The following is a 25,403-nucleotide window of genomic DNA, read 5'->3' on the forward strand; positions in this document are numbered from 1 at the left end:
GTCCTCCTATTGCTTGACCGCGCCGGCCAGGCCGTTGACGAAGAAGCGTTGCAGGAGCAGGAAGAGCAGGATGATCGGCGCCAGCGTGATCACCGTGCCGGCGCACAGCAGCGTCCACTCGGTCGAGTTCTCGCCGATGAACGCGTACATGCCGATCGCCAGCGTCCGCAGTTCCGGCCGCCCGAGGGTGAAGACCAGCGGGATGAAGAAGCTGTTCCAGGCACTGATCGCGGTGAACAACCCGACCGTGGCCAGCATCGGGCCGGACAGCGGCAGCATGATCCGCGCGAACGTCTGGTGGAAGTTCGCGCCGTCGACCTGGGCCGCGTCCTCGAGCTCACGGTCGATGGCCATGAAGTAGCCCATGAACAGGAACGTCCCGAAGACCACGCCGCCGGACGCCTGCACGATGATCACCGACCACAGGCTGTTCAGCAGGTGCAGCCGCTGCATCAGGTCGAACACCGGAATGATCGTGTAGCCGTGCGGCAGGAACAGCGTCGCCGACACCAGCCCGAGGCAGAAGCCGCGACCAGGGAAGCGTGTACGCGCAAGTACATACCCTGCGGTGGAAGTGACTACTAAAGTGACCACCACCGTCCCGAGGGTGATCACTAAAGTGTTCAGGAAGTACCTGCCGAACGACGCCTCGCGCCACGCGTCGAGGTAGTTCGCCCAGAGGAAATGCGAGGGCATCGGGTTGAGCCCCTCGCTGAAGAAGTCGTCGTCGCCCTTGAGCGAACTGCCCAGCGCCCAGAACAATGGGTAGAGCCAGGCCAGACCGCTGACCAGCAGGGCGACATGGGTCATCACCGTGACCACCCGGCGGCGCGTCATGACTTTCCTCCTGTTGATCTGCCCTCTGCTCCACGACGCCGCGCCAGCGAGCGCAGTACGAGGACCTGCACGACCGAGAACACGATCAGCAGGACGCCGTAGATGAACGACGCGGCCGACGCCAGACCGATGTTGGGCTGCACCGCGTTCGCGTTACTGCCACCGAAGGCCAAGTGGTAGATGTAGGTGTTCACGACCTCGGTGGAGAAGTACGGCCCACCGCTGGTCAGCACCTGGACCAGGTCGAAGATCTGGAACGTCCCGATCACCGCCAGGATCACGATCACCACACCGACAGCTCGCAGCATCGGGATCGTGATGTACCGGAACGTCGCCAGCGGACCGGCGCCGTCCAGCCGGGCCGCCTCGTACAGCTCGTCCGGGATCGTCTGCAAGCCGGCCAGGAAGTACACGAGGTTGTACCCGAACGTGTGCCAGATCCCGACCAGGATGATGATCGCCAGCGCGAAGTGCGGGTCCCCCAGCCAGTCGACGTGCTGGTCGATCACGTGCAGCTTGAGCAGCAGGTCGTTGATCGAGTCGCCGAAGTTCGACACCAGCAACTGGATCACGACACCGATCACCGCCGCCGACGTCACCACCGGCAGGAAGAACAACGTGCGGTAGAACGACGCGAACCGCAGCCGCTTGTTGTTCAGCACCAGCGCGAGCGCCAACGCCAGGATCAGCTGGATCGGTACGACGAAGGCGGCGTACACGAAGGTGTGGCCGAGTGAGCGCCAGAAGATGTTGTCGTGCACGATCTGCCGGAAGTTGTCCAGCCCGACGAAGTCGGACGGGTCGCCGATCCCGTCCCACTTGTAGAACGTGTACCCGAGCGACGCCACGATCGGGTACACCACGAAGGCGAGCAGTAACACCATCATCGGGGCCAGGTAGACGTACGACCACAGGTACGTCCGGCGTCGCGCCCGCCGCCGGCCGGCCGAGCGGGGCGGCTCGGCCGTGGCGACGTCCTCGCGGACGCTGACGGTCACAACCATCAGGCGCCCGGTTTGGTGGTGTACGGCTTGGTCAGGTCCCAGTCCGGGAAGGCGAAGTCCTTCAGGTTCGCACCGGTGCCGACCTTCTTCACCGCGTCGGACAGCGCCTGGTTCATCTTGTCGGTCAGCGACGTCAGCGTGCCCTGGACGTCCTTCAGCTGCCCGGTCCAGATACCCGACAGGACGTCGTTGATGTCCGGCTTCACCGCGGGCAACTCGAGCTTGGTCAGCTGTGGATTGCGGATCGTGGGCTGCGGACCGACCACAGCCGCCCCGGACATCGCGACGTACTGCGCGAAGGGTGCGAAGGTGACGCCCTTCGGGTCGTTGTTGTCCGCGTAGACCGACAGACCCTGGCCCTGCTCGACCCAGCGCTTGCCGGCGTCCTTGCTGTACAGCCAGTCGAACCACGCCCACGCCTCGTCGGCGTGCTTGGACTTCGACGACACGGCGACGAACTTGCCGCCGGGCGGCCCGTAGAACAGCGCCTTCGGGTTGCCGTCCGGCGCGGGCAGCGTGACCAGGCTGTAGTCGGTGAACTTGTGCTCGGTCCACTCCGGCTGGTTCCAGACACCGCCGATCGTCATCCCGAACCGGCCGCGCTCGAAGAACGCCCGGGCCTGCTCGTCCGAGATGCTCATCGAGTTCGGGTAGAACCAGTTCTTGTTCTTCCACTCCAGCAGCAGGTTGATCACGTCGGCGTAGTTCCGGTCGGTGCCGAACGTCCACTGGCCGACCCGGTAGTCCATCCCGTCGATCCCGCCGACGGCGGCACCGCCGGGCGAGCCGGCGCCGCGGACGAACAGATCGAGCCACCAGGCCAGGGTCGTGTTCGTCGAGTTGCCGAACCCGAACGGCGCGACCTTGCCGCCGCTCTTCGACGCGATCGCCTCGGCCGCGTGCGTCACGTCGTCCCAGGTCTTGGGCAGCTTCACACTGCCGTCGGACTCGGTCAGTCCGGCGTCCTTGAACACCTTGTGGTGGATGTAGAGCTGCAGGGACGGCGCCGGCGCCGCGAACGGAGCCGTGTAGATCTTGCCGTCGAACATGTCGACGCCCTCGACGAAGCTGCTCTGCGGGAACCGGGACTGCCAGTCCTTCGTCGCCCACTTGTCCACCGGCAGCAGCCAGTCCTGCGTGATCTGCTGGCTGAGCTGCGGGCTCTTCGGGATCATCAGGATGTCCGGCGGGTTGTTGCTGCGGTAGGCCAGCGAGACCAGGTCGGCGTACTTGTCGCTGACCTGCGTGGTCTTCTTGACCGCGATCCCCGGATGCGCCTGCTGGAACAGCTTGATCTCGTTGTCCACCCACCCGGCCTGGCTGGCGTACCAGTCCCAGTAGGTGATCGTGGTCTGGGCCTTCGAGCCGGTGCTGCCGCTGTTGTCGTCCGACGAGCAGCCGGCCAGTGCGCCGGCCGCGCCGGCGCCGGCCACAGCGGCTGCGCCCCGGAGCAGGGTCCGTCGTGAGATGCGGGATGACATTGCATTACCTCCGATGAGTACTGGCAGCCGCGCCGCACGCCGGAGACGTGGACGAGGCGGTCTGGGTCAGGGAGCCGAGCCGCCAGGTGAGTGGACTGCCGTCCCAGGTGACCGCGACGCGACGCGGGCGCTGGAAGGGCAGGAACGAGACGGTTTGGCCACGGTCGGACGGGCCGGGGCTGAAGAAGTTGTCGCTGCCGACCGGAACCGGGATGTAGTAGTTGTTGGCGTTCGAGTAGCCGAAGTACGCCGTGTAGGTGCCGTCGGCAACGTTGCGTACGACGCAGGCAGCGGTCGGCTGCACCGGGTTGAACGCGGTCTCCTCTGGGCCGGCGGGCGGGTTGGCGACGGTCTTGGCCATCGGCGCGAAGGAGGCGTCGTCGACGAGCAGGTTGCCGGCGCCTGTCGTCGTGCTGATCCACCATTCGGCCTTGGTCAGCGTGCCGGTCCAGGAGACGTTCGTGTTGGCGGCCGAGATCCGCGTCCACCCGGTCGAGGTGACCGGTGCCGAGCCGAGCCGGATCGTCGTTGATCCGGTCGACGTGGTCAGCTTCAGACTGACCATGGCAGTGTCCGATCCGCTGGCCAGCCGGACCCAGGCCGACGAATCGTAGAGTCCCCCGTTGGTGACCGGAACGCCTTGGGCCGGGCCGGCCCAGGCCGCTTCACGACCGGTCACCGACAGGTCGCCGCTACCGGAGTGCGGGGTCGTCGATGCGTTCTTCAGGGTGCAGCTGCCGAGGCAGTACCACCCCGTCGTGGCCGACTGGTATTCCAGACTTCCGTTCCCCAACACCGACGGAGTCGGCAGAGTCGGCGCGATGGCCGGTGGACCCTGAGCCGGTGGCGGGGTGCCGTCCGTCGGAGTGATCGCGAGGTCGTCGAGTGTGCACTGGGCCGAGGTCGGGTTGGGGTTGGACCAGGCGAACGCCTGGACCCACTTCGTCCCGGTCGGTGGAGTGAAGGCCGCCAGCTTCTGTGTGTAGGCGCGTTCGTCGGCGTACGTGAGCGCGTACTGGAAGGTCGGCGTACCCGCGGTGGCTCCGCCGCGCACACCGACGTAGCACTGGGTGCCGCCGGCGTTGAGCCTCCCCCACCCGGACAGCAGGTAGCTCGTGCCGGGGGTGAGACCGGTGATGTTCTGCGTCACGCCCGATCCGGGCTCGAGCGCCAGCGCGGTGTGTCCGGTGTGCGCGTTCGCCGCCGTACCAGGGCCGGTGCCGAGCGAGGTCCAGCCGCGCGTGCCGCTCTCGAAGTCGCCGTCGCCGATCGGGTTGGGCGTGTCGGTGCGGACGGTCGTGGCGACTCCGTCGGCGATGACCTTCACCGAGGCGCCGGCGGTGGTCGGCATCGCGACCTTCACCTGCTTCGAGATGCCGTTGACGGTGACCGTCACCAGGTAGTCACCGAGGAAGCCGCGGGTGCCGAACGTTCCGGCGGCGGTCGTCTGCCCGTTCACGCTGGTGTGCCACTGGCGCTTGATCAGGTCTTCCCAGACCAGCCCGTTCGGCTTCGGCGACCAGTCGTCGTTGTAGAGCGCGACGCGCGGGTTGTAGATGTTCTTCGACCAGATGCCGAAGTTGCTGATCTGGTTGACGTTCGGGTTCGAGAACATCGCGGTCATGAAGTCACGGGTGTAGTCCGCCTGCAGTTGCAGGTCGTCGGTGTCCACGTCGAACTCGGTGATGGCGACCTTCACGCCGAGGCCGGCGAACTGGTCCACGATCGTCATCAGATCGTCCGGCGAGGTCAGCTGCATCCCGTTGAAGTGACTCTCGAAGCCGACCAGGTCGATCGGCGTACCGGAGGACTTCATCGACTGGACCAGGTCGTAGACGTGGTCGCGGTGCCGCTTCTCCCAGCCGTTGTTCTCGACGATGCCGTAGTCGTTCAGTGCGAGCTCGGCGTTCGGATCGGCCTGGTGGGCGAGCCGGAACCAGGACGCGATCTCGTCCGGGCCGAGGATGTCCTGCACGTTGTGCTCGGAGTACGGTTCGTTCACCACGTCCCACTCGTCCACGATTCCGGCCAGGGCCGAGGCCTCGTCGGTGACGTGGGTGTTGATCCGGGCCCGGAGTGCGGCCGGGTCGTTCTGCAGCTTGACCAGGTCCGGCGGCATCACGCCCCACGACGGCCAGACCAGGTTGTGACCGCGGATCCGGATCCCGTGCTCCCGCATCCATTGCAGCGCCGGGAGCGTGATGGTCTCACGCTCGGTCGGCGTCTCCCAGTGGTTCCACTTCAGGTTGTTGCCCAGGGCCCCTTGGTTGAAGAGCGTCGACGCCTTGCTCTGGTACTGCTGCAGGTCGTTGCCGCTGATCCCGCCGGACGGATCGCCGATCAGTCGGGCGCCGTCCGATGCAGCACCGAACTTGAAGGCACTCGTCTGCTGCACCGCCGATACAGTCGCACCGCTGATCGGATGACCGGTCGGGTCGACGACCGAGACGGCCAGGTTGCCCTTGCGGTACTGGTCGATCCGCGCATTGGCGTCGGCCCGCCAGGCGGCGTTCGCGTCGCGGCCCGCGTACGTCGCCTGCGGGTAGCCGGCCGGTGTCCCCTGCCCCCAGTCCTGCACCGAGACCCCGGCGATCTGGAACTTCTGAGCTCCGTACCCGAGCCACAGGTTCAAGTGTGCGGCGGTGGTTGTGCCCGCCGTGTAGGTGACGGCCGCGCGGAACGGGAACTCGAACTTCTGCCAGTCCGAGCCGTACAGCATCGCCGCGTTCAGCGACTTCTTGAACGGCGACCCGTCGGTCTCGAACACCAGATGCGCGTTACCGGTCGTGGCGCCCTGGGTCGGCTCGATCGAGCGTGCCCACAGGGTCGCGACCATCGCGTCGCCCATGGTCACGGTCGCAGCGGTCGGGACGCCGAGGGTGATCTCGTACTCGCCGTCGAGCCCCGGGCTCTGCGGTCCGTTCGGGACGGTGATCTCGAGGGCCTTGGTGAAGTTGGGATTCCCGGTGATCGGGACCTGCTGCGTGGCGTCGGTGGGAAGGCTCTTGAACTCGTTGAAGTTCGCGAGCGGGTCGCTCGGCAGCACCTCGAACGGCGCTGCGTCGGCCTGCGCGACCGGCTGGACGGCCACCGCCGCAACGACGGCCAGGACCACTGCGATGATCACTTTTCTGGACATGCCGATGGTCAGTTTTCTGGACACTCTGGCTCTGGCGAGCGGAAAGGGCCTCATGCTCCGGGTTCCTTCCAGAAGGCGCGCAGCATCGCCTGACCCGACGGCCGTCGGCCGGGGTCGGTGTGGTTACTGCCGCGGGTTCTGTGGGTGGGCGGCGCCGGATCAAGCGCCAGCAGTTCGTCTGCCAGGTCGGGCGGGACCTCGATCCGGAGGATCAGGCCTTGGTGGTCTGGGATCGTCCGCGCCGGCTGCGCGTGACGGGCACCGGCCCGCAACTCGCCCGGACGATCAGGCTGGTCGGCATGACGAGACGGGGCAGGTCGGCCGAGGGCTTCTCGCCGACCGGCTCCGCGTCGGTGCCGGGGTCGTCGTCGTTCGTCCCGATCTCGGACAGCAGGAGCTCGGCGGCCCGCTTGCCCATCTCGACGAACGGCTGCTGGATGGTGGTGAGTGGAGGCCGGATCTGTGCCGCCGACTCGATGTCGTCGAAGCCGAGCACCGACACGTCCTCCGGCACCCGCAGCCCCGCCTCGGCGGCCGCGGTCATCACGCCGTACGCCGTGACGTCGGACTGCGCGAACACCGCTGTCGGGCGCTGGTCGGCGGGCAGCGCGAACAGCTCGCGGGACCGCGCACGGATCTGCTCGGGCACGAAGTCACCTGGCTTGGTGAGCTCGGGATCGGGCTGGATGCCGGCCTCGCGCAGAGCGTCCAGGTAGGCGCGGTAGCGGTCCTGGCAGCACCGGTAGCGCATCAGGCCTTGCACACAAGCGATGCGCTCGTGACCCAACTGCATCAGGTGGTCCATCGCCGTCCGGGCACCGTCGTAGTTGTCGGCGGTGACCGAGGGCAGGGCCACATCGGCATCGATGGTGTTCACCAGGACGACGGGCATGCCCTCCTGGTGGAGCTGGACGAGCGGCTCGAGCGGCTGTTCGTGGCTGACCACGAGCAGACCCGAGGACATGCTCGAGGTCAGGACCCGGTCGATCAGCGAGCCGTAGTCGCGGTCGTTGGTCGCCGTGTACAGGATGATGTCGAACCCGTGCTGCTCGGTCACGGCCGCCACCCCGAGGTTGATCGAGGCAACCATGTGCCAGGACAGGCCGGGCACGACCATGCCGATCAGCCGCGTGCTGCCCTTGGCCAGGGCGGTCGCCGCGAAGCTCGGCACGTACCGGTTCCGGCGCATCACCGCGAGCACGTGCCGCCGGGTCGCCGGGTCCACCTTCGGGCTGTTGTTCAGCACCAGCGAGACGGTGGACTTGGACAGGCCGGACAGCGCGGCGATGTCGCGAATCGTCAGCTTCGCCATCCGGCCCCTCCCTTGATCGTGGCCGTTGGACTGGTCCAACGGCTGTGCACCGGAACGTAACAGCGCGCCCGATCCACGTCAACAGGCAGTACGCCATCGTTTCCACCGCGAGGCATTGCCCTGTCACCGGTTGTCGTGCCACCATCGAGCCACCGTGTTGGACCGGTCCTACGCAGGCCGGGATCACCTGCCGGGATCGGTCCGGCACGGCTCTCACCCGTGCTCGGCCGCAAACCATTGCGCGTATGCCGATTGCCTCTGCCAGCTCGTTCACCCGTGTCACCGGAAGGCCGCCCATGCCGCCGTACTCGCTCGACGACTTCTCCTTCGACCTGCGCCGCGCCGTACCCCCAGCCGAGATCTGGGTCGGCAGCGGCACCGGGACGGTCACCCAACTGACCGGCACGGTGTGCGGGGTCGGTGGGTGGTTCGCTCCCCCGTACGCCGCCCCGGACAGCCGGCTGACGGTCTCGTTCGAGATCGACGGGCGGTCGATCGTTGATGCAGCCCGGCCGGGCGCGGGCGACCGCGGGCTGCTTCCCACTGGTGGAACGTGGCGGCCCGACCGCCTCACTCGGCGCGGCACCTACCACCACTACGCCGATGGGGAGCTCGTCTCGCTGGCTGTCGAATCCAAGCTGACGCCGCGGCACGGCTCCCCCGGCTACGAGCTCGTCCTCACGATCAGCAACCGCACGGGGAACACCCACGAGGTTGTGATCGAGCCGGAGCTGTCAGCTGCCCGAGCCCGCCGTGTCCCGCTGTCCGATTGGGGCTGGGTGCCGCCCGAGGCCGGCTCCGACGACGCCATCACGTTGACTCATGACGCCCTGACCGCGACCGTCGAGCCGCACGGCTCGGTCACGTTCACCCTCGGCGTCGGCACCACCGATGCGCCGACCACCGACACCTTGCGCGTTTGGGAGTCCCGGGTGGCACAAGCTGTCGGTCATCTCCCGACTGTCACCTCGGACATTCCCGGACTCGAGCAGTACTACCGGCGTTCGCTGGCCAGCGGTCTCGTGTGCTGGTGGGATCACCCGGAATTCGTCACCACGCCGTTCATCGCGACGTCCGGCCTCGACGGCGGCGCGCTCTGTGCCTATGCCTGGGACACCGGCGGCTACGCCCCGAACGTCCTCAGCCTGATGCTCGGCGACGACGTGCTGTCGATCATCGAGTCGTTGCTCGAAGCCGATCTCACTGACCGCTACGCGATCGCCCCCGACGGCACGGGACTCGGCGTCGCCTACGCGTACAGCGGCTGGTCCCTGGTGGCGCTCGCCCGCTCGGCCGCGGCCGAGCGGTCCCTCGACCCGGCACTCGTCGCCCGGCTGTACGACGTACTGATCACGCTCGACAAGGGGTTCCAGCCCGACGACCAGACCGGCGTACTGCGGGACTACGGCGACCAGAGCAACCTGCTCGAGATGCGGGGGTCGGGCTGGGAGCATGTCGTCGCCAGTCCGAACGGCGAGCGGGCCTGGGCACTCGAGACGCTGGCGGAGCTCTCCGACGTCACAGGCGCCGCATTGCCGGCTGACGAGTTGCGGGAGTCCGCGCAACAGATCCGGAGCGAGGTGATCCGGCAACTATGGGACAGCGAGGCGGGATGGTTTCGCAGCCGCTACCCCGACGGTCACACCGAACTCGCGTATTCGATCCAAGCGTTCGACGTACTGCGCTCCGGCGCCTGTCCACCTGACGTCGCCGATGCGCTGGTCAAGCAGCTGCGACCCGGCGCATTCCTCGGTGAGTACGGCGTCAGCAGTGTTAGTGCCGAGGATGAACGTCACTACGAGACCGCCGACATCGACTGGTCAGGCGCCGGCGCGTACACCGGCGAAGGTCCCCAACTCGCACTCACCCTGTGGGAACAGGGCCGGCCCGAGGTCGCCTGGGATGTCCTGCGCCGCCTGCTCTGGATGGGCGAGCACTACCCGTACTTTCCCCAGGACCACTACTGCGACAAGCCAGGCGCACCCGCCACCGGCCGCCGCATCAACATCATCGCCGGCCTCGCGGGCGCCGAAGCCATCCTCACCGGCCTCGCCGGCATCCGCCCACACCCCGACGGCTCACTTCACATCAACCCGAACCCAGTTGCCGCCGGCACCATCGAACTCCGCGGCCTCGCTTACCGGGACCACACGATCGATGTAGTGATCGCACCCGGCCACACCGAGATCACCGTCGACGGCCGCCCGGTCAGTCCAGGCCAGGTCGTCCCGCCAAGATGATCGGGAACGCTTCGACCACAGACTCGACCTGATGATCCGCCCGCGGCACGTCGACGGAGTGACGGTTGCCGACCCGGATCGTCCGTAACCCGGCGTTGATACCACCCGCAATGTCGTGCGCCGGATGATCGCCAACCATCCACCCGCCCTCCAGCGACGCACCAACCTCCTCGGCAGCCATCGCGAAGATCCGCGCATCAGGCTTCCGCACCCCCACCGCCTCCGAAATGCAGCAATGGTCCACCACATCAGCAATCCCGGTATGCGCAAGCTTCCGGCTCTGCTGAACCACCCCACCGTTCGTCACCACAACCACCCGCCACCCCGCCGTCCGCAACGACGCCAACCCCTCCACCACGGCCGGCTCGACCCACGCAAACGACGGATGCTCCCGGTCATACTCGTCAACCGAGATCGCAACCCCGAACCGCTCCCGAAACCGCTCGAACAACTCACCCCGAGGCGTGAACCCACCGTTGTCCTGAGCAACCAACCACTCAACCGCGCCGACATCGAGCCCGGCCCGCTCCACCCACCACCGAGCCCAGGCCAGGAACGCGCCGTCCCGATCGATCAACGTGTTGTCGAGATCAAAACAGGCCAGCCGAGCCATCAGACGTCGATGCGGTTCTCGTCCAGTTCGTAGGCGCCTTGGACCAGGAACTCCTTGCGGGGGGCTACGTCGTTGCCCATCAGGAGGTCGAAGACCTGGGCGGCGGCTTCGCCGTCGTCGACGGTGATGCGCCGCAGGGTGCGGTGGCGCGGGTCCATGGTGGTTTCGGCCAGCTGGTCGGCGTCCATTTCACCGAGACCCTTGTAGCGCTGCGGTGGCTCCTTCCAGCGGACGCCCTTCTTCATCAGTTCGGCCGTCTTGCGCTGGTACTCCGCGTCGCTGTAGGTGTACAGGAACTTGTCCTGGCCCTTCTTCGGGTTCGTCAGCTCGAACCGGTGCAGCGGCGGTACGGCGGTGTAGACCCGGCCGGCGTCGACCAGCGGCCGCATGTAGCGGAAGAACAGCGTCGCCAGCAGGCAGCGGATGTGGGCACCGTCGGAGTCGGCGTCCGCCATGAAGATGATCTTGCCGTAGCGGACCTGCTCGATGTCGAAGCTGCGGCCCGAGCCGGCGCCGACCACCTGGATGATCGAGGCGCACTCGGTGTTCTTCAGCATGTCGCCGACCGACGCCTTCTGCACGTTCAGGATCTTGCCCCGGATCGGCAGTAGCGCCTGAAACTCCGAGCTGCGCGCGAGCTTCGCCGTACCGAGGGCCGAATCACCCTCGACGATGAACAGCTCGGACCGGTCGACGTCGTTGCTGCGGCAGTCGGCCAGCTTGGCCGGCAGCGCCGACGACTCCAGCGCGGTCTTGCGCCGCTGCAGCTCACGATGCTGACGAGCGGCCACGCGCGTCCGGGACGCGGCCACAACCTTCTCCAGCACTGCGCGTGCCTGCGCCTTGTGCTCGCGCTTGTTCGAGGTGAGGAACGCCTCCAGCTCGCTCTGCACCACCTTCGCGACGATCCGCGAAGCGGCCGGCGTCCCGAGCACCTCCTTGGTCTGCCCGTCGAACTGCGGCTCGGCCAGCCGGACCGTGACGACCGAGGTCAGACCCTCGAGTACGTCGTCCTTGATGATCTCCTCGCCGTTCTTCAGCAGGCGAGTGCCATCCAGCGCGTTGGTGAAGCTCTTCGACAGCGCCCGCTCGAAGCCCGCCACGTGCGTGCCGCCCTTGGGCGTGGACACGATGTTCACGAACGAGCGGACCTCGGTCTCGTATCCGTCGCCCCAGCGGACCGCGATATCGACGTCCAAGTCCCGCTCGACGTCGGTCGGCGTCATGTGCCCAGCGTCGTCGAGCATCGGGACGGTCTCGGTGAAGTGGCCGGTCCCGGTCAGCCGGACGACGTCGGTGACCTTCTGGTCGGTGGCCAGGAACTCGCAGAACTCGCTGATCCCGCCGTCGTGCTTGAAGTGCTCCTCGGTGACCTCGTCGCCACGCTCGTCCCGGATCACCAGCAGCAGACCCGGCACCAGGAACGACGTCTGCCGCGCCCGGGTGACCAGCTCGTCGTAGTTGAAGGCGGCGTCGCGGGTGAAGACCTGCCGGTCCGCCCAGTACCGGATCCGGGTGCCGGTGACGCCCTTCTTCGCGCGGCCGGCCTTCCGCAGGCCCTTCGCCGGGGTGAAGCTCGCGCTCGCGCCCTCGGCGTCGAACTCGCCGGCGACACCGCGCCGGAACGAGGTGGTCCAGACCGTGCCACCTCGGTCGACCTCGACGTCCAGCCGCGCGGACAGCGCGTTCACCACCGAGGCGCCGACACCGTGCAGACCACCGGAGGCGTTGTACGACCCGCCGCCGAACTTGCCGCCGGCGTGCAGTTTGGTGAACACCACCTCGACACCGCTGAGCTTGGTCTTCGGCTCGATGTCGACCGGGATGCCGCGGGCGCGGTCCTTCACCTCGACCGAGCCGTCCTTGTACAGGACGACGTCGATGCGGTCGCCGTGGCCGGCCAGGGCCTCGTCGACGGAGTTGTCGATGATCTCCCACAGGCAGTGCATCAGGCCGCGGCTGTCGGTGGACCCGATGTACATACCGGGCCGCTTCCGGACCGCCTCGAGTCCCTCGAGGACGAGCAGGTTGCGGGCGTTGTACGTCGGGTCTAGCTCTGTACTGCGAGGCGTCGGGGCGGCCACTGGGCTCCTTCACTGGTTCACAAGCCAACTGCGCGCCCGGGGCCGGACCGCCGGTCCGAACGCATGTTCACAGCCTATGCGGACCGACCCCCAAAACCCGGCAGGCGGGGCTGTCCGCGATTGCGGCCTGGGTACCGGACATCCGTCACCTGGTCCGCTCCGAACCCACGGCGTGGCAGCAGGAAAGATGTTTCGGCAGGTATCGATCCGGACTCGATCCGGGAGTGGTCTTCGACATTCCGGACATGAGCGCGCTGTGAGCACTTCATGGCGCACAGTGAAAGGAGACACGCCCGGCGCCCGCCGCCACGCGAGAAATCGACGGCATCGGAAACGATTCCTCGTCAAGATGCGTCATAAGGGAACAGGTGGTTCGTCTCACATTCGGACACGCTGCCCCTACTGGGAAGCGATCCGTCTGTCAGGATGTTGCTATCTGGTGAGTACGGAACTAGATGAGATGAGGCCTCAAGTGACTACAGCACTCGCCCCGAGTTCGGCGCTGTCGGCCGCGGATCGTTGTGACCGCTGCGGTGCGCAGGCCTACGTCCGTGTCACCCTGACCAGCGGTGGGGAGCTGCTCTTCTGCGCCCACCACAGCCGGGAGCACGCGGAGAAGCTGCGCAACATCGCGATCACCATCCACGACGAGACCGGTCGGCTCGACACCACCCCGGCCATCGCCACTGAAGACGAGCGGTGATCTCGGCCTCATAAAAGCGCCAACGGCGGCGCCAAAGACCTGCAGGACTCGATGGCGGTCCACCCGGAGGGGTGACCGCCATCCTTCTGTGCGGGGAGAGAAGAAGAGAGATGTGGGGTTGGTTGATGGCGGTCCACCCGGAGGGGTGACCGCCATCCTTCTGTCTCCAGACAGATTCTTCAGACGACAGGTATGCCGGGGCCTGGGCCGTGCCGGCGGAGTTCTTGCCAAGCGGCGGCCAGCCGAGACACTGCATCGTCAAGCACTGGCTCTGCGTAAGCGAACGGCACCCGTAGGTAATCGTCATGCTCTCCGGTCGGATCCATCGCACGCCCGGCGACCACCTCGACGCCATGCCGCAACGCCACCTGCGCGTAGACCCGCGCGTCCGTCTCCGGCAGCCGGATCCACAACGCCGACCCACCTTCGGGTTCGGACCACTCCCATTCGGGCAAACGCTCGATCAGCAACTGACCCATCAGCTTCTTCCGCACCGTCGAGACCCGCGCCCGCGCCGCGGTCAGCTCCGCCAGCCGCGGCAGCAACCGCGCCGTGAGTGCCTGATCGATCACAGGACTCCCCAGATCCGCCAGCGCCTTGTGCCGCGCCAACCGCTCGGCCAGCGGTCGCGACGCGCGGATCCACCCGATCCGCAACCCGCCCCACACCGCCTTCGATACCGACCCGATCGTCAGCACCTCAGACCCCTCCGGCGCATACGCAGCCAGCGGCGGCGGAATGGAAGGCCCGGACGGATCCCATGCCGAGTACGCGTTGTCCTCCACGACCACCACGCCATGCTTCGCGGCGATCTCGGCAACCTGCCGACGCCGGTTCGCCGACATCAGCCGACCGGTCGGATTGTGGAACGTCGGCATCACGAACAACATGGCCGGCTGATGCTCGGCGAACGCCGCTGTCAGCAGATCCGGCCGGATCCCAGCATCGTCCAACGGTACGCCGACCACCCGCCCACCAGCCGCACCGAACAGATCAAAACACCCTGGCCAACTGGGCTGCTCGATGACGACCGCCGCGCCGGACCGCAGGTACATCTGCGTGACCAGCGCGATCGCCTGATGCGCACCAGTCGTGACCACGATCTCATCAGGCGACGTCGGCAGCCCGGACTCAGAAAAGTGATCAGCGATCCGCTCACGCAACACCGCCAGACCCCGCGGGTGGTACCCGACGTCGTCGAGCAATGCAGGCAGATCCGAGCTCGCCAGGTCGATCAGCTCGTCGGACAGTTCCGGCAGTCCCGGGTCGACGGCGTACGTGAGGGAGATGACCTCGCCCGGACCGACTGCGATCCGGTGGAACAGCGACTCGCCGTACCCGGCCGGCATCCGCTTGTCCGCTCGTGAACGACCACGTCCCGCCGCCCGGGCGACCGTCGTACCGCTCCCCCGGCGGCTCTCCACGAGTCCGCGGGCGCGCAGTTCGTCGTACGCCGCGACGACCGTTGACCGACTGATCGCAAGCGCCTCGGCGAGCCGGCGTTCGGCCGGGAGGCGCGCGCCGACCGGGAGCTCGGTCGAGCCGATCAACGCCGCGATGGCGTCGGCCAGCCGGCGATACAGCCCACCTGCCTGACCGGTCAGCCGGCTGCCGATCAGGTCGGCGAGGACGGCCGGGTCTCCAGAACGGTCCACTTCTCCCCCTATTGGCTCGGGTGGACTGGTTCCCGCGCCGCCAGGCTAGACGGAGAAGGCAGTCCAGTTCGAGTGGGAGGCAGGGATCATGGGGATCGGGCAATTGCTGGGATTCGCCGGCGCGACGGTGGTGCTGGTCGGGATGCCAGGGCCGAACAACCTCTACATCTCGCTCCGCAGCCTGACCCAGGGTCGCCGGGCCGGTGTGGTGTCCGCACTCGCGATCGAGACCGGCACGCTGGTCTACATCGTGGTCGCGGCCCTCGGCCTGGCGACGCTCGTGAAGGCGTCGCCGACACTGTTCACCGCGATCACCCTGACCGGTGCGGTCTATCTCGCCTTCCTCGGCGTGAAGATGCTGAAGGCGCCGACGGCCGAGCCGCACGGCGGTGTGCCGCCTGCACCGCTCGGCCGGATCTTCCGCGACGGCATCGTGGTGAATCTGCTCAACCCGAAGGCTGCCCTGTTCTTCCTTGCCTTCCTCCCGCAGTTCACCACCCGCGACGCCGGACCAGACCAGCTCCGCACCGAGATGCTGTTGCTCGGCGCCGGCGCGATGCTGATCGGTCTGTCCCTCGACCTCTGCTACGCCGTCGGTGCCGACGCCATCGGCCGCCGGGTCCGCTCAGCGCGGACGGCAAGCGCATCGCGCAACCGGCTCGTCGCCGCGGTGTACCTCGCCCTCGCGACAGCCGCCGTACTCACTATCTGATCAGTACTGGAGATCCTTCGGGGCTTCCAGCACTGTCAGCTTCCCAGCCTCCAGCCGTACCGACAGGATCTCGCCGCCGAGCCGCAGACCACTGACCTCGAGGCGCTCCCACGGCAGATCCTCGGCCGGGTTCACGACCAGCCGGCCACCCGGAACGTCCGGCTCGATCCCAAGTGCAGCTACCACCACGGCGATCGCCGAGGCAGCCGCCCAAGCCTGTGGCCGACAGGACGCCGGGTACGGCGTCGGCGTCCGCTCCGCCGTCCTCCCCCGCCCGCCGAACAGCTCCGGCAGCCGGTAGCCAAACGCCTCCGCAGCACGGATCAGACCATCCACGTACGACGAAGCCAGCGCCGCGTGACCGGTCGCGTACAAGCCCTGGACCGTCATCGCGGTGTCGTGCGGCCAGACGCTGCCGGTGTGGTAGCCGAGCGGATTGAACCGGGTCATTGCCGTGGACAACGTTCGCAGACCGAACCCACTGTCCAGATCCTCACCGGCCAGGACATCGGCGACAGTCTGCTCCTCGTCGGCGTCCAGCAGTCCCGTCCCGAGCAGGTGACCCATGTTCGATGCGCGCCCAGCCACGGCGTTCTTGGCGCCGTCGAGTGCGATGGCCGGATAGCCGTCGACCCAGAACGCGCTGCGGAACCGCTCCTGCATCGCGGTAGCCCACAGGCGCCACTCGTCGCCGGACTCACCATGCGCCTCCAGCAACTCGGCGCCCTGCACGGCTGCCGCGTAGGCATAGCCCTGCACCTCGCACAGCGCGATGGGTGCGGTGGCCAGGGTGCCGTCCGGCCACTGGACCGCGTCACCGGAGTCCTTCCAGCCCTGGTTGGCCAGTCCGTGTCCCGACTCGTCGATGTACTCGAGGAAGCCGTCGCCGTCCGGGTCGGCGTACTCCTTGATCCAGGTCAGGGCGCGGACGAGGTTCGGCAGCAGGTCACGCACCTCGTCCGCGGGCATGCCCCAGCGCCACGCCTTGTGCAGCGTCGTGATCCACAGTTGCGTCGCATCGTGTGTTCCGTAGTACACGGGCGGCAGGACCAGACCGCCGCCGTGGTCGGCATCCTCGACCCTGAGCTCGTGCGGGATCTTGCCGGGCTGCTCGGCCGTGTCCGGGTCGACCTTCGTGCCCTGCTTGGCTGCGAGCGCACGCAGCGTGCCGGCGGCGAGTTCGGGATCGACCGGGATCAGCATGCCGGAGGCGATGAGCGAGTCGCGGCCGAAGAGCGTCAGGAACCACGGCGGTCCGGCGCCGAGATAGCGGTCCTGGCCGGCTGCGAGCTGCAGCGCCCGCACATCCTCGAGCGACCGCTCCACCCAGCGCTCGACCCTCTTGTCATCGCAGTTCACGCCGAGCTCGTACTCCGGTGTCGCCGGCGGCGGGTCGATGCTGAACCCGGTGGCCGACGGCGGGAACTCGGCCGTCACGCGGACCGTGAGGGTGAACTCCTCCCCCGGTTCGAGCCGCGGCGTCGCACTCACACCGGGGTCGAGGCTCGCGCTCACTCGGGTGCCCGCACTCTCCCAGTGGAGAACGGTCTCTCCGTCATCCGAGGGCGTCAGGTCCGGCAGCTCGTCCGCCGTACCGTTGCGGACCGCGGCCATCGGGGCCAGATCGGTGCCCAGGGCAACCTCAAGCCGGCACTCGATCGCCGTACGGGACCGGTTCACCAGCGTGATCCGCTCGGTCATGCCGTGGCGGTCCACGTCGCGGGTCCGGTACAGCATCACGGTCGGGTCGTGCCGGGTGTCGCCGACGCCCTCGACCTGGGCGACGTACTCGTGGGATCCCGCACCTCGTTCATCGGCGTGCACCGGGAGCGGCTCGCGGCCGTTGATCGTGACGATCGACCGGGACAGGATCCTCCGGTCCTGGGCATAGAGGCCCTCCACACCGTTGCTCCCGGTCAACTGACCGGAACGCGGCGAGAGGACCACCCACGGAGCAGCGAGCGCGGTGACCAGTTCGTGCAGCTGGGACATGGCTCCACCCTAAGGGCCCGGTTTTGCGGCACAGTTGCCCCCGTGGACACTCTTGGCACGTTCTTGATCGGCGTGGTGATCTTCGTCGGCATTCTGGGGATCGTCATCCCGGTGCTGCCGGGCGCCATCCTCAGCCTGGCGGCGATCCTGGTCTGGGCGCTGGTGGAGAAGGGCCCGACGGCCTGGATCGTGCTCTCCGCCGCGGTCGTCCTGATCGGGGCCAGCCAGGTGGTCAAGTACGTCATACCGGAGAGGCAACTGCGCGAGTCCGGCGTACCCAGGCGGTCGATGGTCGTCGGAGTCCTGCTCGGCATCGTCGGCTTCTTCGTGATCCCCGTGGTCGGCATGTTCGTCGGCTTCCCCCTCGGCGTCTATCTGTCCGAGTGGCAGCGGCTGAAGACGCACGCGGACGCCTGGACGTCGACCAAGCACGCGCTCCGCGCGACCGGCGTGTCGATCCTGATCGAGTTCATCGGTACGTCGCTCGCCGCCGCCGTCTGGCTCTTCGCAGTGCTGTTCCTGGTCTGATTGCCAGGGTTTTCCAAGGTCCGCCGGAGCCTCGTCTCAGTTCCGTCTGGCAGCTTCGGGAGTACCAGTGCCGGAGATTCGGGCCGGCACGCAGTACGGAAGGCAGTCAGGTATGGCGACGTTGCAGAAGCTCTCGGACAAGCGCTGGCGGATCGCCGGCACGGTCGCCGCCGTCGCGGCGACCACGACCGCGGGTGGTGTCGCCTGGGCAGCGACAAACGCCGACCCGACGCCGTCTCCCTCGCCGTCGGCCTCCCCCTCGGCTCCGTCGAACCAGCCTGATCCGGGCAAGGGCCTCGGCCACCGCGGCGAGTTCGGAATGGGCGGCGCGCTGCACGGCGAGTTCGTGGTGCCGAAGGACGGGGGCGGCTACCAGACCGTGGCAACCCAGCGTGGCGAGGTGACCGCGGTCAGCAAGGACTCGATCACGGTGAAGAGCGAGGACGGCTACAGCCGGACCTACACGCTCACCGAGGACACCCTCGTGAACGCCGCCAGGGACGGGATCGACGACGTAAAGGTGGGCAACACCGTCCAGGTGACCGCAGTGGTCGCGGACGGCAAGGCGACCGCGAGCTCGGTCAACGACGGCACCGTCCGGCAGGCGGCCGGCGACAAGTGGGGGTTCAAGCGCGGGCCCCGCTGACGAGCGACTCACAGCTGATTGCCAGGAACCTTCCAGGGTTCCCACGGGTGCCGGCGGCAGACTGGGGACATGAGTCCGCATCTGCTGGTGGTCGACGACGAGCCGAACATCGTCGAACTGCTGTCCGCGAGCCTGCGTTTCGCCGGGTACGACGTGACCACGGCGACCCATGGCGCCGAGGCGCTGCGCAAGGCGCGCGAGGTCGAGCCCGACCTGGTCGTGCTCGACGTGATGATGCCCGGACTGGACGGCTTCGAGGTGGTCCGCCGCCTGCGCGGTGAGGATCGGCACGTACCGGTGCTGTTCCTCACCGCGCGCGACGCGGTCGAGGACAAGGTGCTCGGCCTCCACACCGGTGGCGACGACTACGTAACCAAGCCGTTCAGCCTGGACGAGCTCGTCGCCCGGGTCCGGGCGCTGCTGCGCCGGTCCGGCCACCGCGAGCAGTCCACGCCGGATGCCGCCGTACTGAAGTATGCGGATCTCGAGCTGAACGAGGACAGCTACGAGGTCTTCAAGGCCGGCGAGGCGGTGCAGCTGTCGCTGACCGAGTTCAAGCTGCTGCGCTGCCTGCTGGAGAACTCCGAGCGGGTGATGTCGAAGGGCCAGATCCTGTCGGCGGTCTGGAACTACGACTTCGCCGGCGACGCGGGCGTGGTCGAGTCGTACATGTCGTACCTGCGCCGTAAGGTCGACACCGGCGACCAGAAGCTGCTCCACACCGTCCGCGGGGTCGGCTATGTCCTGCGCACCCCACGAGGCCCCAACTGATGCAGCTGAACCACCGGCGCTTCACCGACCGGTACCCGCTTCGCGTCACCATCGTCGTCGTCCTGCTGACGTTGGTGGCGCTGGCGCTTGTCGCCTCCGGCGTACTGGCGACCACGATCATGCGTGGGTACCTGGTCGACCGCGTCGACGAGCAACTGCAGCAGGCCTCGATGCCGCTGCAACGCAACCCGTTGGACCGGCCGATGGGCCCTGGCGACGGTCGGCGCCGACCGCTGCCGAGTGTGTTCGTGGTTCAGTTCAACGACTCCGAGGGCCAGGCCAGTGGTGGACCGTTCCGCGCCCAGCTGGTCGAGGGAGAGGCGCCGCTGCCGGACCTGCCCACGCTCAACCTCAACCAGGTCCGTGCGCTCGACGGGCATCCGTTCAACGTCGACGCGGTGTCGGGCGGTGCGTCCTGGCGCGTGCTCGCCGTACCGCTGTCCGATGGCAGCGGTTCGGTCATGGTCGCCCAGAGCCTGCACGACATGAGCCGCACCCTGCAGCGGCTGGTCGGCGTCCAAGCCGCGGCCGGCGTCATCCTGCTCGTCCTGCTGGCCGGCGTCGGGACCTTCGTCGTACGGCGAAGTCTGCGTGGACTGGAGGACGTCGAGAACACCGCGGTCGCGATCGCCGGCGGCGACCTGAGCCGGCGAGTGCCGCAACGGGATCCACGGACCGAGGTCGGGCGGTTGTCGCTCGCGCTGAACCAGATGCTCGGGCAGATCGAGACCGCCTTCGCACAACGCACCGCGTCGGAGTTCGCCGCACGCCGGTCCGAGGACGTGGCCCGGCGTTCGGAGGAGGCGGCGCGGCAGTCGGAGGAGCGGATGCGGCGGTTCGTCGCGGACGCGTCCCACGAGTTGCGTACGCCGCTGACGTCCATCCGAGGCTTTGCCGAACTGACCCGCCAGCGCGGAGACACTGGTGACGCCGACACGATGCGCCGGATCGAGGACGAGGCGAAGCGGATGGGTCTGCTCGTCGACGACCTGTTGCTGCTCGCTCGCCTCGACCAACAGCGACCGTTGCGGATGGAGCCGGTCGACCTGCTGCCGATCGCCGCCGACGCGCTGCACAACGCACAGGCGGTGCAGCCCGAGCGGAACATCTCGCTGAAGATCCTGCCGGACTCGGAAGCGCCTGTGGTCGAAGGCGACGAGACGCGGCTGCGTCAGGTGCTCGGCAATCTGATCAGCAACGCACTCCACCACACGCCGACGGACGCACCGATCCTGGTCTCGGTCGGAACGCGAGACGGCGAGGCCGTGCTCGAGGTGAGCGACTCAGGTCCCGGGCTGAGCGACGACCAGAAGGCGCGCGTCTTCGAACGCTTCTACCGCGCCGACTCGGCGCGGACCCGCTCGACCGGCGGCTCCGGCCTCGGCCTGTCCATCGTCGCCGCCCTCGTCGCCGCTCACCGTGGCCGAGTCACGGTCACCGACGCCAAGCCACACGGCGCCACCTTCACCGTCCTCCTCCCGCTGAACCCCTAGCCCCCGCGTCGCCGCCCCTCCCCGTCTGATGGGCTGACCCAGTCGAGTGTGGGTTGGCGAACCGCACACGCCCGGTCAACCCACCGTCTCGTGGGTCAGCCCATCAGACGGGTTGCAGCACTGGGAAACCACGGTCCACGGCGCGTGGTCGGTGTGGGTGTAGTGGAACATCGCTTCCTTCGCCTCGGTGTAGGCGCCCCACTTGTCCAGCGACGCAAGGTCGGTCGGCGACAGCTTCCACTGCCGGACCGGGTCGATCTGGCGGATCGTGAACCGGGTCTGCTGCTCGGCCTGCGACACCGAGAACCACAGCTTCACCAGCAGGATGCCCGAGCGGACCAGCATCCGCTCGAACTCCGGCGCCTGCCGCATGAACTCCTCGTACTCGTCCTGCGCGCAGAACCCCATCACCCGCTCGACGCAGGCGCGGTTGTACCAGGACCGGTCGAACAGCACCATCTCGCCGGCCGACGGCAGATGCTCGGCGTACCGCTGGAAGTACCACTGGGTCTGCTCGCGCTCGGTCGGCTTCTCCAGCGCCACGATCCGCGCACCGCGCGGGTTCAGGTGCTCCATGAACCGCTTGATCGTGCCGCCCTTGCCGGCCGCGTCGCGTCCCTCGAACACGATCACCAGCCGCTGCTGCGAGCGCTTCACCCAGTACTGCAGCTTGAGCAACTCGATCTGCAGCAGCCGCTTGTCCCGGTCGTAGACCTCCCGCGCGAGCCGTTCGCCGTACGGATAACCCTCGCGCCAGGTGTCGACCGGCGTACCGTCCGCGCGCAACAGCACCGGGTCGTCGTCCTCCTCGTCGAGGACACGGAAGCCGAGTTCGTTGACCAAGTCAGGGGTGCTCATGGGCCCCAAGACTCAACTGCGTCGGTGACATCGAGGTGAACGGCCGCAGCGAAACTCCGGTGAAGGCCAGACCGAGGATCGGGTAACGTGTCGGCGACTACGAACTGGGGGCCTTGTGCAAACGTGGACCGAAGACGGCGAAGAGATCCCACTGACCGGCGGTGACGTGACCGAGGGACTCGTCCGCGTCGGCGACACCGTACGGCGTCCGCCCGGTGAGCGGACCGAAATGGTCCGGGACCTGCTGCGGCACCTGGAGTCAGTCGGGTTCGACGGTGCCCCGCGCTTCCTCGGGGTCGACTCCGCCGGCCGCGAGGTGCTCAGCTACATCGACGGCGAGGTTGCCGGGCGACCGCAGCCCGCCTGGATGGCGGACGAGGAGCGGATGACCTCGGTCGCTCGACTGGTCCGCGCGTACCACGACGCGGTCGAGGGATTCGGGATCCCCACCGACCTGCCGCCGCCGATCGAGCCGCCCGGTCTGCCCGAACTGGACGATCCGCTGGAGCTCGTCGGGCATCAGGACATCACTCCGGACAACGTCGTGTTCCGCGACGGCCGTGCGTACGCACTGATCGACTTCGACTTCGCCAGGCCGACGAGCAAGGCGCGCGAACTGGTCAACCTGATGCTCTGGTGGGCGCCGTTCGGCGACGACGCCGACCTCGATCCCGCGCAGCGTGGACTCGACCGCCCTCGCCGGTGCCGGCTGATCGCCGACGCGTACGGGCTGTCGCTGCCCGACCGTCATCGCCTGATGGACCTCTCGTCAGCGCTCACCGAGCGGGGCTTTCACACGATGAAGTACCGCGCGGAGACCCTCGGCGGCGGCTGGCAGCGGATGTGGAGCGAAGGCCTCGGCGACAAGATCAAGGCCCGGCAGGTCTGGCACGACAAGAACGCCGCAGCGATCACCGCCGCCCTGCTCAGCTAGCGCAGGACGGCGGCGGCTCTCATCGTCAGTGGATGACTACCTGCGCTTCGTCGACGACGTCGCCCTCGGGGTCGGTCGACTTCTTGTCACGGAGCAGGACGAAGGCGAGCACCGCGGACCCGAGAACGGCGATCGCGCTGACGACGAAGGTCCCGGACATCGCGTGGGCGAACGTCGTCTTGGCGACTCGGGCCAGGGCGTTGTCACCTGTGCTCGCGGCAACGGCCAGTGCCTCACCGATCGAGCCACGCGCCTGGGCCGGCGCGGACTCGGGCATCTTCGCGGTGAAGTTGTGGGCCAGTGCACTGCCCAGGATCGCGATCCCGAGAGCCGCACCCGCCTGCTGCACGGTGTCGTTCAGCGCTGAGCCGACACCAGCGTGCTCGTGCGGCACGGCACCCATCAGCGCGGCGGTCGCAGCCGGCTGCGCCAATCCGGCACCGACGCCGAACACCAACAGCGCGACGGTCACCATCCCGAAGCCGTCATCGGCGGACAGCGTCGACATGACCCAGAACCCGACAGCCAATCCGATCAGTCCGACCACCGTCATCGGCCGGTTGCCGATCTTCTGGCCGAGCGTGGCACCGACCCCGTTGACGACGATCACGCCGACCGCCATCGGGATCATCGCCAGGCCGGCCTTGGTCGGCGAGAACCCGAGCACGAACTGCATGTACTGCGTCAGCGCCAGAATCAACCCACCGTTGGCAACCTGAAGCAGCACCAGCGACAGGCTGCCGCCACTGAAGTTGCGGCTCCGGAACAGCTCGAGCGGGACCATCGGGACCGGCGTACGCAGCTCCCAGGCGACGAAGGCGGTGAGGCTGACGAGGGCGATCGCGAGCATCGGCCAGGACACGCCATGCTCGGGCAGTTCGATGATCACCCAGACCAGCAAGACCAGACCCACCATGGACAGCAGCGCTCCGAGCGGGTCGGGCTTGCGCCACGGGCTCTTCGACTCCGGCATCAGGACCACCGCGGCCGCAATCGCCAGTACGACGACAGGCACGTTGATCAGGAAGACCGAACCCCACCAGAACTTGGCGATCAGTGCACCGCCCAGCACCGGTCCACCGATCAGACCGACCATCAGGACCGAGCTCCAGATCGACATCGCCTTACGGCGTTCGTCATCGGAGAAGACCGTGATCAGCACCGACAGCGTGCTCGGCATCACGATCGCGCCGCCGATCCCCATCAGGACGCGACCGGTGATCAGCATCTCCGGACTTCCGGCGTACGTCGCGACCAGGGATGCAGCCCCGAAGATCGCGAGGCCGGTGATCATCACCTTCTTCCGGCCGTACCGGTCGGACAGGCTGCCGGCGGTGAGCAGCAGGCCGGCGAAGACCAGGATGTAGCTGGCCACGATACACTGGATCTCCTGGGCGGTCGCCCCCAGGTCCTCGGTCAGCACCGGGATGGCCACGTTGAGCACACCGTTGTCCAGCACCAGGACGAGTGTGCTCAGGCAGAGCACGATCAGAATCAGCCACCGACGCGGATGACGAGCGGTCATCACGCACCTCCTCGGGTCTTAATTGAACGGCGTGCAGTTCGCCTGAACAGTGTGCAATGCAAATTGCACACCGGTCAACTCCTGCACATCGTTCAGGTACTCGGCTACAGTGGAGGCCGACGAGGAGGATGAGGATGGCGACCGAGGAATACACGTCCGTCTGGAACCGGCCGAAGCGCGGCCGGCGGCGCGAGCAGCCCGCGCTCACCCAGGACCAGATCGTCGCGGAGGCGATCAAGCTCCTGGACGCCGACGGCCTGGAGGCGCTCACCATGCGCAAGCTCGGCGCCGCCCTCGGCGCGGTCGCCACCGCGGTCTACTGGCACGTCGCGAACAAGGAGGAGCTGCTCGAGCTTGTCGTCGACGAGGTGCACGGCGAGATCGAGGTCCCCGACGTGGCCGACGCATCGCAGTGGCGCGACGCGGCCGAAGCCTCCGCGCGCAGCCTGCGGTCGATGATCGTGCGCCACCCGTGGGTCGCGCCGACGCTGGCCGATGTCGGGATGAACTACCTCGGTCCGAACCTGATGCGCGTCTCGGACGAGATGCTCGGCATCTACCTGACTGCCGGATTCGAACTGCTCGAGGCGGACCAGGCCTCCAAGACCGTGCTCGGCTATGTCATCGGGATCGCCTCGGTCGAGGCGGCGACCATCAGCAAACTGCACCGCAGTGGCAAGGAGATGGCCGAATGGCAGGCGGCAGTGTGGCCGGCGGCCGTGCAAGCGGCCGAGCCGTACTCGCGGATGCGCGCCCTGTACGCAGCGTATGGCGGCGCCGACCTCCAAGCCGGCGCCGAAGACGGCTTCAGCTACGGCCTCGACCGCATCCTCGACGGTCTCGAGGCACGGTTGGGCCGTAGCTGAAGCCGGGCCT

19 protein-coding genes and 1 pseudogene are annotated in these 25,403 nt (G+C 67.7%); 9 read left to right on the forward strand and 11 right to left on the reverse strand.

Features of this window, described 5'->3' with window-relative positions; translation table 11 throughout:
• Positions 1-6 precede the first annotated feature (6 nt).
• From E0H73_RS18900 to E0H73_RS18920, 5 genes are all read right to left on the reverse strand, one after another.
• The gene (locus E0H73_RS18900; RefSeq protein ID WP_131357761.1) at positions 7-837 is read right to left on the reverse strand and encodes a carbohydrate ABC transporter permease; all 831 of its coding nucleotides are present in this window, start codon (positions 835-837) and stop codon (positions 7-9) included.
• A complete protein-coding gene (locus tag E0H73_RS18905) occupies positions 834-1,841 on the reverse strand; it encodes a carbohydrate ABC transporter permease (RefSeq protein WP_131357764.1) in 1,008 nt (335 codons plus the stop codon). Before E0H73_RS18905 ends, E0H73_RS18900 begins: the two co-directional genes overlap by 4 nt.
• Positions 1,841-3,322, reverse strand: a complete 1,482-nt coding sequence (locus E0H73_RS18910) for an ABC transporter substrate-binding protein (protein WP_165555741.1) — start codon at positions 3,320-3,322, stop codon at positions 1,841-1,843. Before E0H73_RS18910 ends, E0H73_RS18905 begins: the two co-directional genes overlap by 1 nt.
• Before the next feature lie 4 nt (positions 3,323-3,326).
• Positions 3,327-6,461 (reverse strand): endo-1,4-beta-xylanase, encoded by a 3,135-nt coding sequence (locus E0H73_RS18915; RefSeq protein WP_238164083.1) that lies wholly within the window; start codon positions 6,459-6,461, stop codon positions 3,327-3,329.
• A gap of 211 nt (positions 6,462-6,672) precedes the next feature.
• A complete protein-coding gene (locus tag E0H73_RS18920; protein ID WP_131357767.1) occupies positions 6,673-7,773 on the reverse strand; it encodes a LacI family DNA-binding transcriptional regulator in 1,101 nt (366 codons plus the stop codon).
• A 245-nt stretch (positions 7,774-8,018) separates the two neighbouring features.
• Here E0H73_RS18920 and E0H73_RS18925 point away from each other — a divergent pair, with 245 nt between their 5' ends.
• Positions 8,019-10,013: an MGH1-like glycoside hydrolase domain-containing protein gene (locus tag E0H73_RS18925; protein ID WP_131357770.1), complete on the forward strand. Its 1,995-nt coding sequence runs from the start codon at positions 8,019-8,021 to the stop codon at positions 10,011-10,013.
• Here the strand turns inward: E0H73_RS18925 and E0H73_RS18930 are convergent.
• Positions 9,982-10,626: an HAD family hydrolase gene (locus E0H73_RS18930; RefSeq protein WP_131357773.1), complete on the reverse strand. Its 645-nt coding sequence runs from the start codon at positions 10,624-10,626 to the stop codon at positions 9,982-9,984. The genes E0H73_RS18925 and E0H73_RS18930 overlap by 32 nt on opposite strands.
• Entirely contained in the window at positions 10,626-12,710 is a 2,085-nt protein-coding gene (locus E0H73_RS18935) for a DNA gyrase/topoisomerase IV subunit B (RefSeq protein ID WP_131357776.1), read from the reverse strand. The genes E0H73_RS18930 and E0H73_RS18935 overlap by 1 nt, the downstream gene beginning before the upstream one ends.
• Before the next feature lie 460 nt (positions 12,711-13,170).
• On the opposite strand from E0H73_RS18935, the gene E0H73_RS18940 reads away from it, so the two are divergent.
• A complete protein-coding gene (locus E0H73_RS18940; RefSeq protein WP_238163208.1) occupies positions 13,171-13,413 on the forward strand; it encodes a DUF7455 domain-containing protein in 243 nt (80 codons plus the stop codon).
• A 179-nt stretch (positions 13,414-13,592) separates the two neighbouring features.
• On the opposite strand, the gene E0H73_RS18945 is transcribed toward E0H73_RS18940, so the two are convergent.
• On the reverse strand, positions 13,593-15,068 hold the full coding sequence (locus tag E0H73_RS18945) for an aminotransferase-like domain-containing protein (RefSeq protein WP_202867443.1): 1,476 nt from the start codon (positions 15,066-15,068) through the stop codon (positions 13,593-13,595).
• Between the two features lie 88 nt (positions 15,069-15,156).
• Here E0H73_RS18945 and E0H73_RS18950 point away from each other — a divergent pair, with 88 nt between their 5' ends.
• A complete protein-coding gene (locus tag E0H73_RS18950; protein ID WP_131357785.1) occupies positions 15,157-15,780 on the forward strand; it encodes a LysE family translocator in 624 nt (207 codons plus the stop codon).
• On the opposite strand, the gene E0H73_RS18955 is transcribed toward E0H73_RS18950, so the two are convergent.
• Positions 15,781-17,772, reverse strand: a complete 1,992-nt coding sequence (locus E0H73_RS18955; protein ID WP_131357788.1) for an amylo-alpha-1,6-glucosidase — start codon at positions 17,770-17,772, stop codon at positions 15,781-15,783.
• Between the two features lie 42 nt (positions 17,773-17,814).
• Between E0H73_RS18955 and E0H73_RS18960 the strand changes: the two genes are divergently transcribed.
• The 4 genes from E0H73_RS18960 (at position 17,815) to E0H73_RS18975 (ending at position 21,210) form a co-directional block, all read left to right on the forward strand.
• Positions 17,815-18,300: a DUF456 domain-containing protein gene (locus tag E0H73_RS18960; RefSeq protein ID WP_131357791.1), complete on the forward strand. Its 486-nt coding sequence runs from the start codon at positions 17,815-17,817 to the stop codon at positions 18,298-18,300.
• Positions 18,301-18,412: 112 nt separating this feature from the next.
• A complete protein-coding gene (locus E0H73_RS18965) occupies positions 18,413-18,946 on the forward strand; it encodes a hypothetical protein (RefSeq protein ID WP_131357794.1) in 534 nt (177 codons plus the stop codon).
• Between the two features lie 69 nt (positions 18,947-19,015).
• Positions 19,016-19,717, forward strand: a complete 702-nt coding sequence (locus E0H73_RS18970) for a response regulator transcription factor (RefSeq protein ID WP_131357797.1) — start codon at positions 19,016-19,018, stop codon at positions 19,715-19,717.
• Entirely contained in the window at positions 19,717-21,210 is a 1,494-nt protein-coding gene (locus E0H73_RS18975) for a sensor histidine kinase (protein ID WP_131357800.1), read from the forward strand. Before E0H73_RS18970 ends, E0H73_RS18975 begins: the two co-directional genes overlap by 1 nt.
• 126 nt (positions 21,211-21,336) lie before the next feature.
• On the opposite strand, the pseudogene ppk2 reads toward E0H73_RS18975, so the two are convergent.
• A pseudogene (ppk2, locus tag E0H73_RS18980) lies at positions 21,337-22,068 on the reverse strand (polyphosphate kinase 2); the annotation flags it as partial.
• Positions 22,069-22,183: 115 nt separating this feature from the next.
• Between ppk2 and E0H73_RS18985 the strand changes: the two are divergent.
• A complete protein-coding gene (locus E0H73_RS18985) occupies positions 22,184-23,002 on the forward strand; it encodes a phosphotransferase (protein WP_202867444.1) in 819 nt (272 codons plus the stop codon).
• A 25-nt stretch (positions 23,003-23,027) separates the two neighbouring features.
• Here the strand turns inward: E0H73_RS18985 and E0H73_RS18990 are convergent, their stop codons facing one another.
• Positions 23,028-24,527, reverse strand: coding sequence for an MFS transporter (locus E0H73_RS18990; RefSeq protein ID WP_131357805.1), 1,500 nt, complete (start codon positions 24,525-24,527; stop codon positions 23,028-23,030).
• 134 nt (positions 24,528-24,661) lie between these two features.
• On the opposite strand from E0H73_RS18990, the gene E0H73_RS18995 reads away from it, so the two are divergent.
• Entirely contained in the window at positions 24,662-25,393 is a 732-nt protein-coding gene (locus E0H73_RS18995) for a TetR/AcrR family transcriptional regulator (RefSeq protein ID WP_131357808.1), read from the forward strand.
• The last annotated feature ends 10 nt before the right edge of the window (positions 25,394-25,403 follow it).

It is taken from the genome of Kribbella pittospori (assembly GCF_004331465.1).
GTDB lineage: Bacteria > Actinomycetota > Actinomycetes > Propionibacteriales > Kribbellaceae > Kribbella > Kribbella pittospori.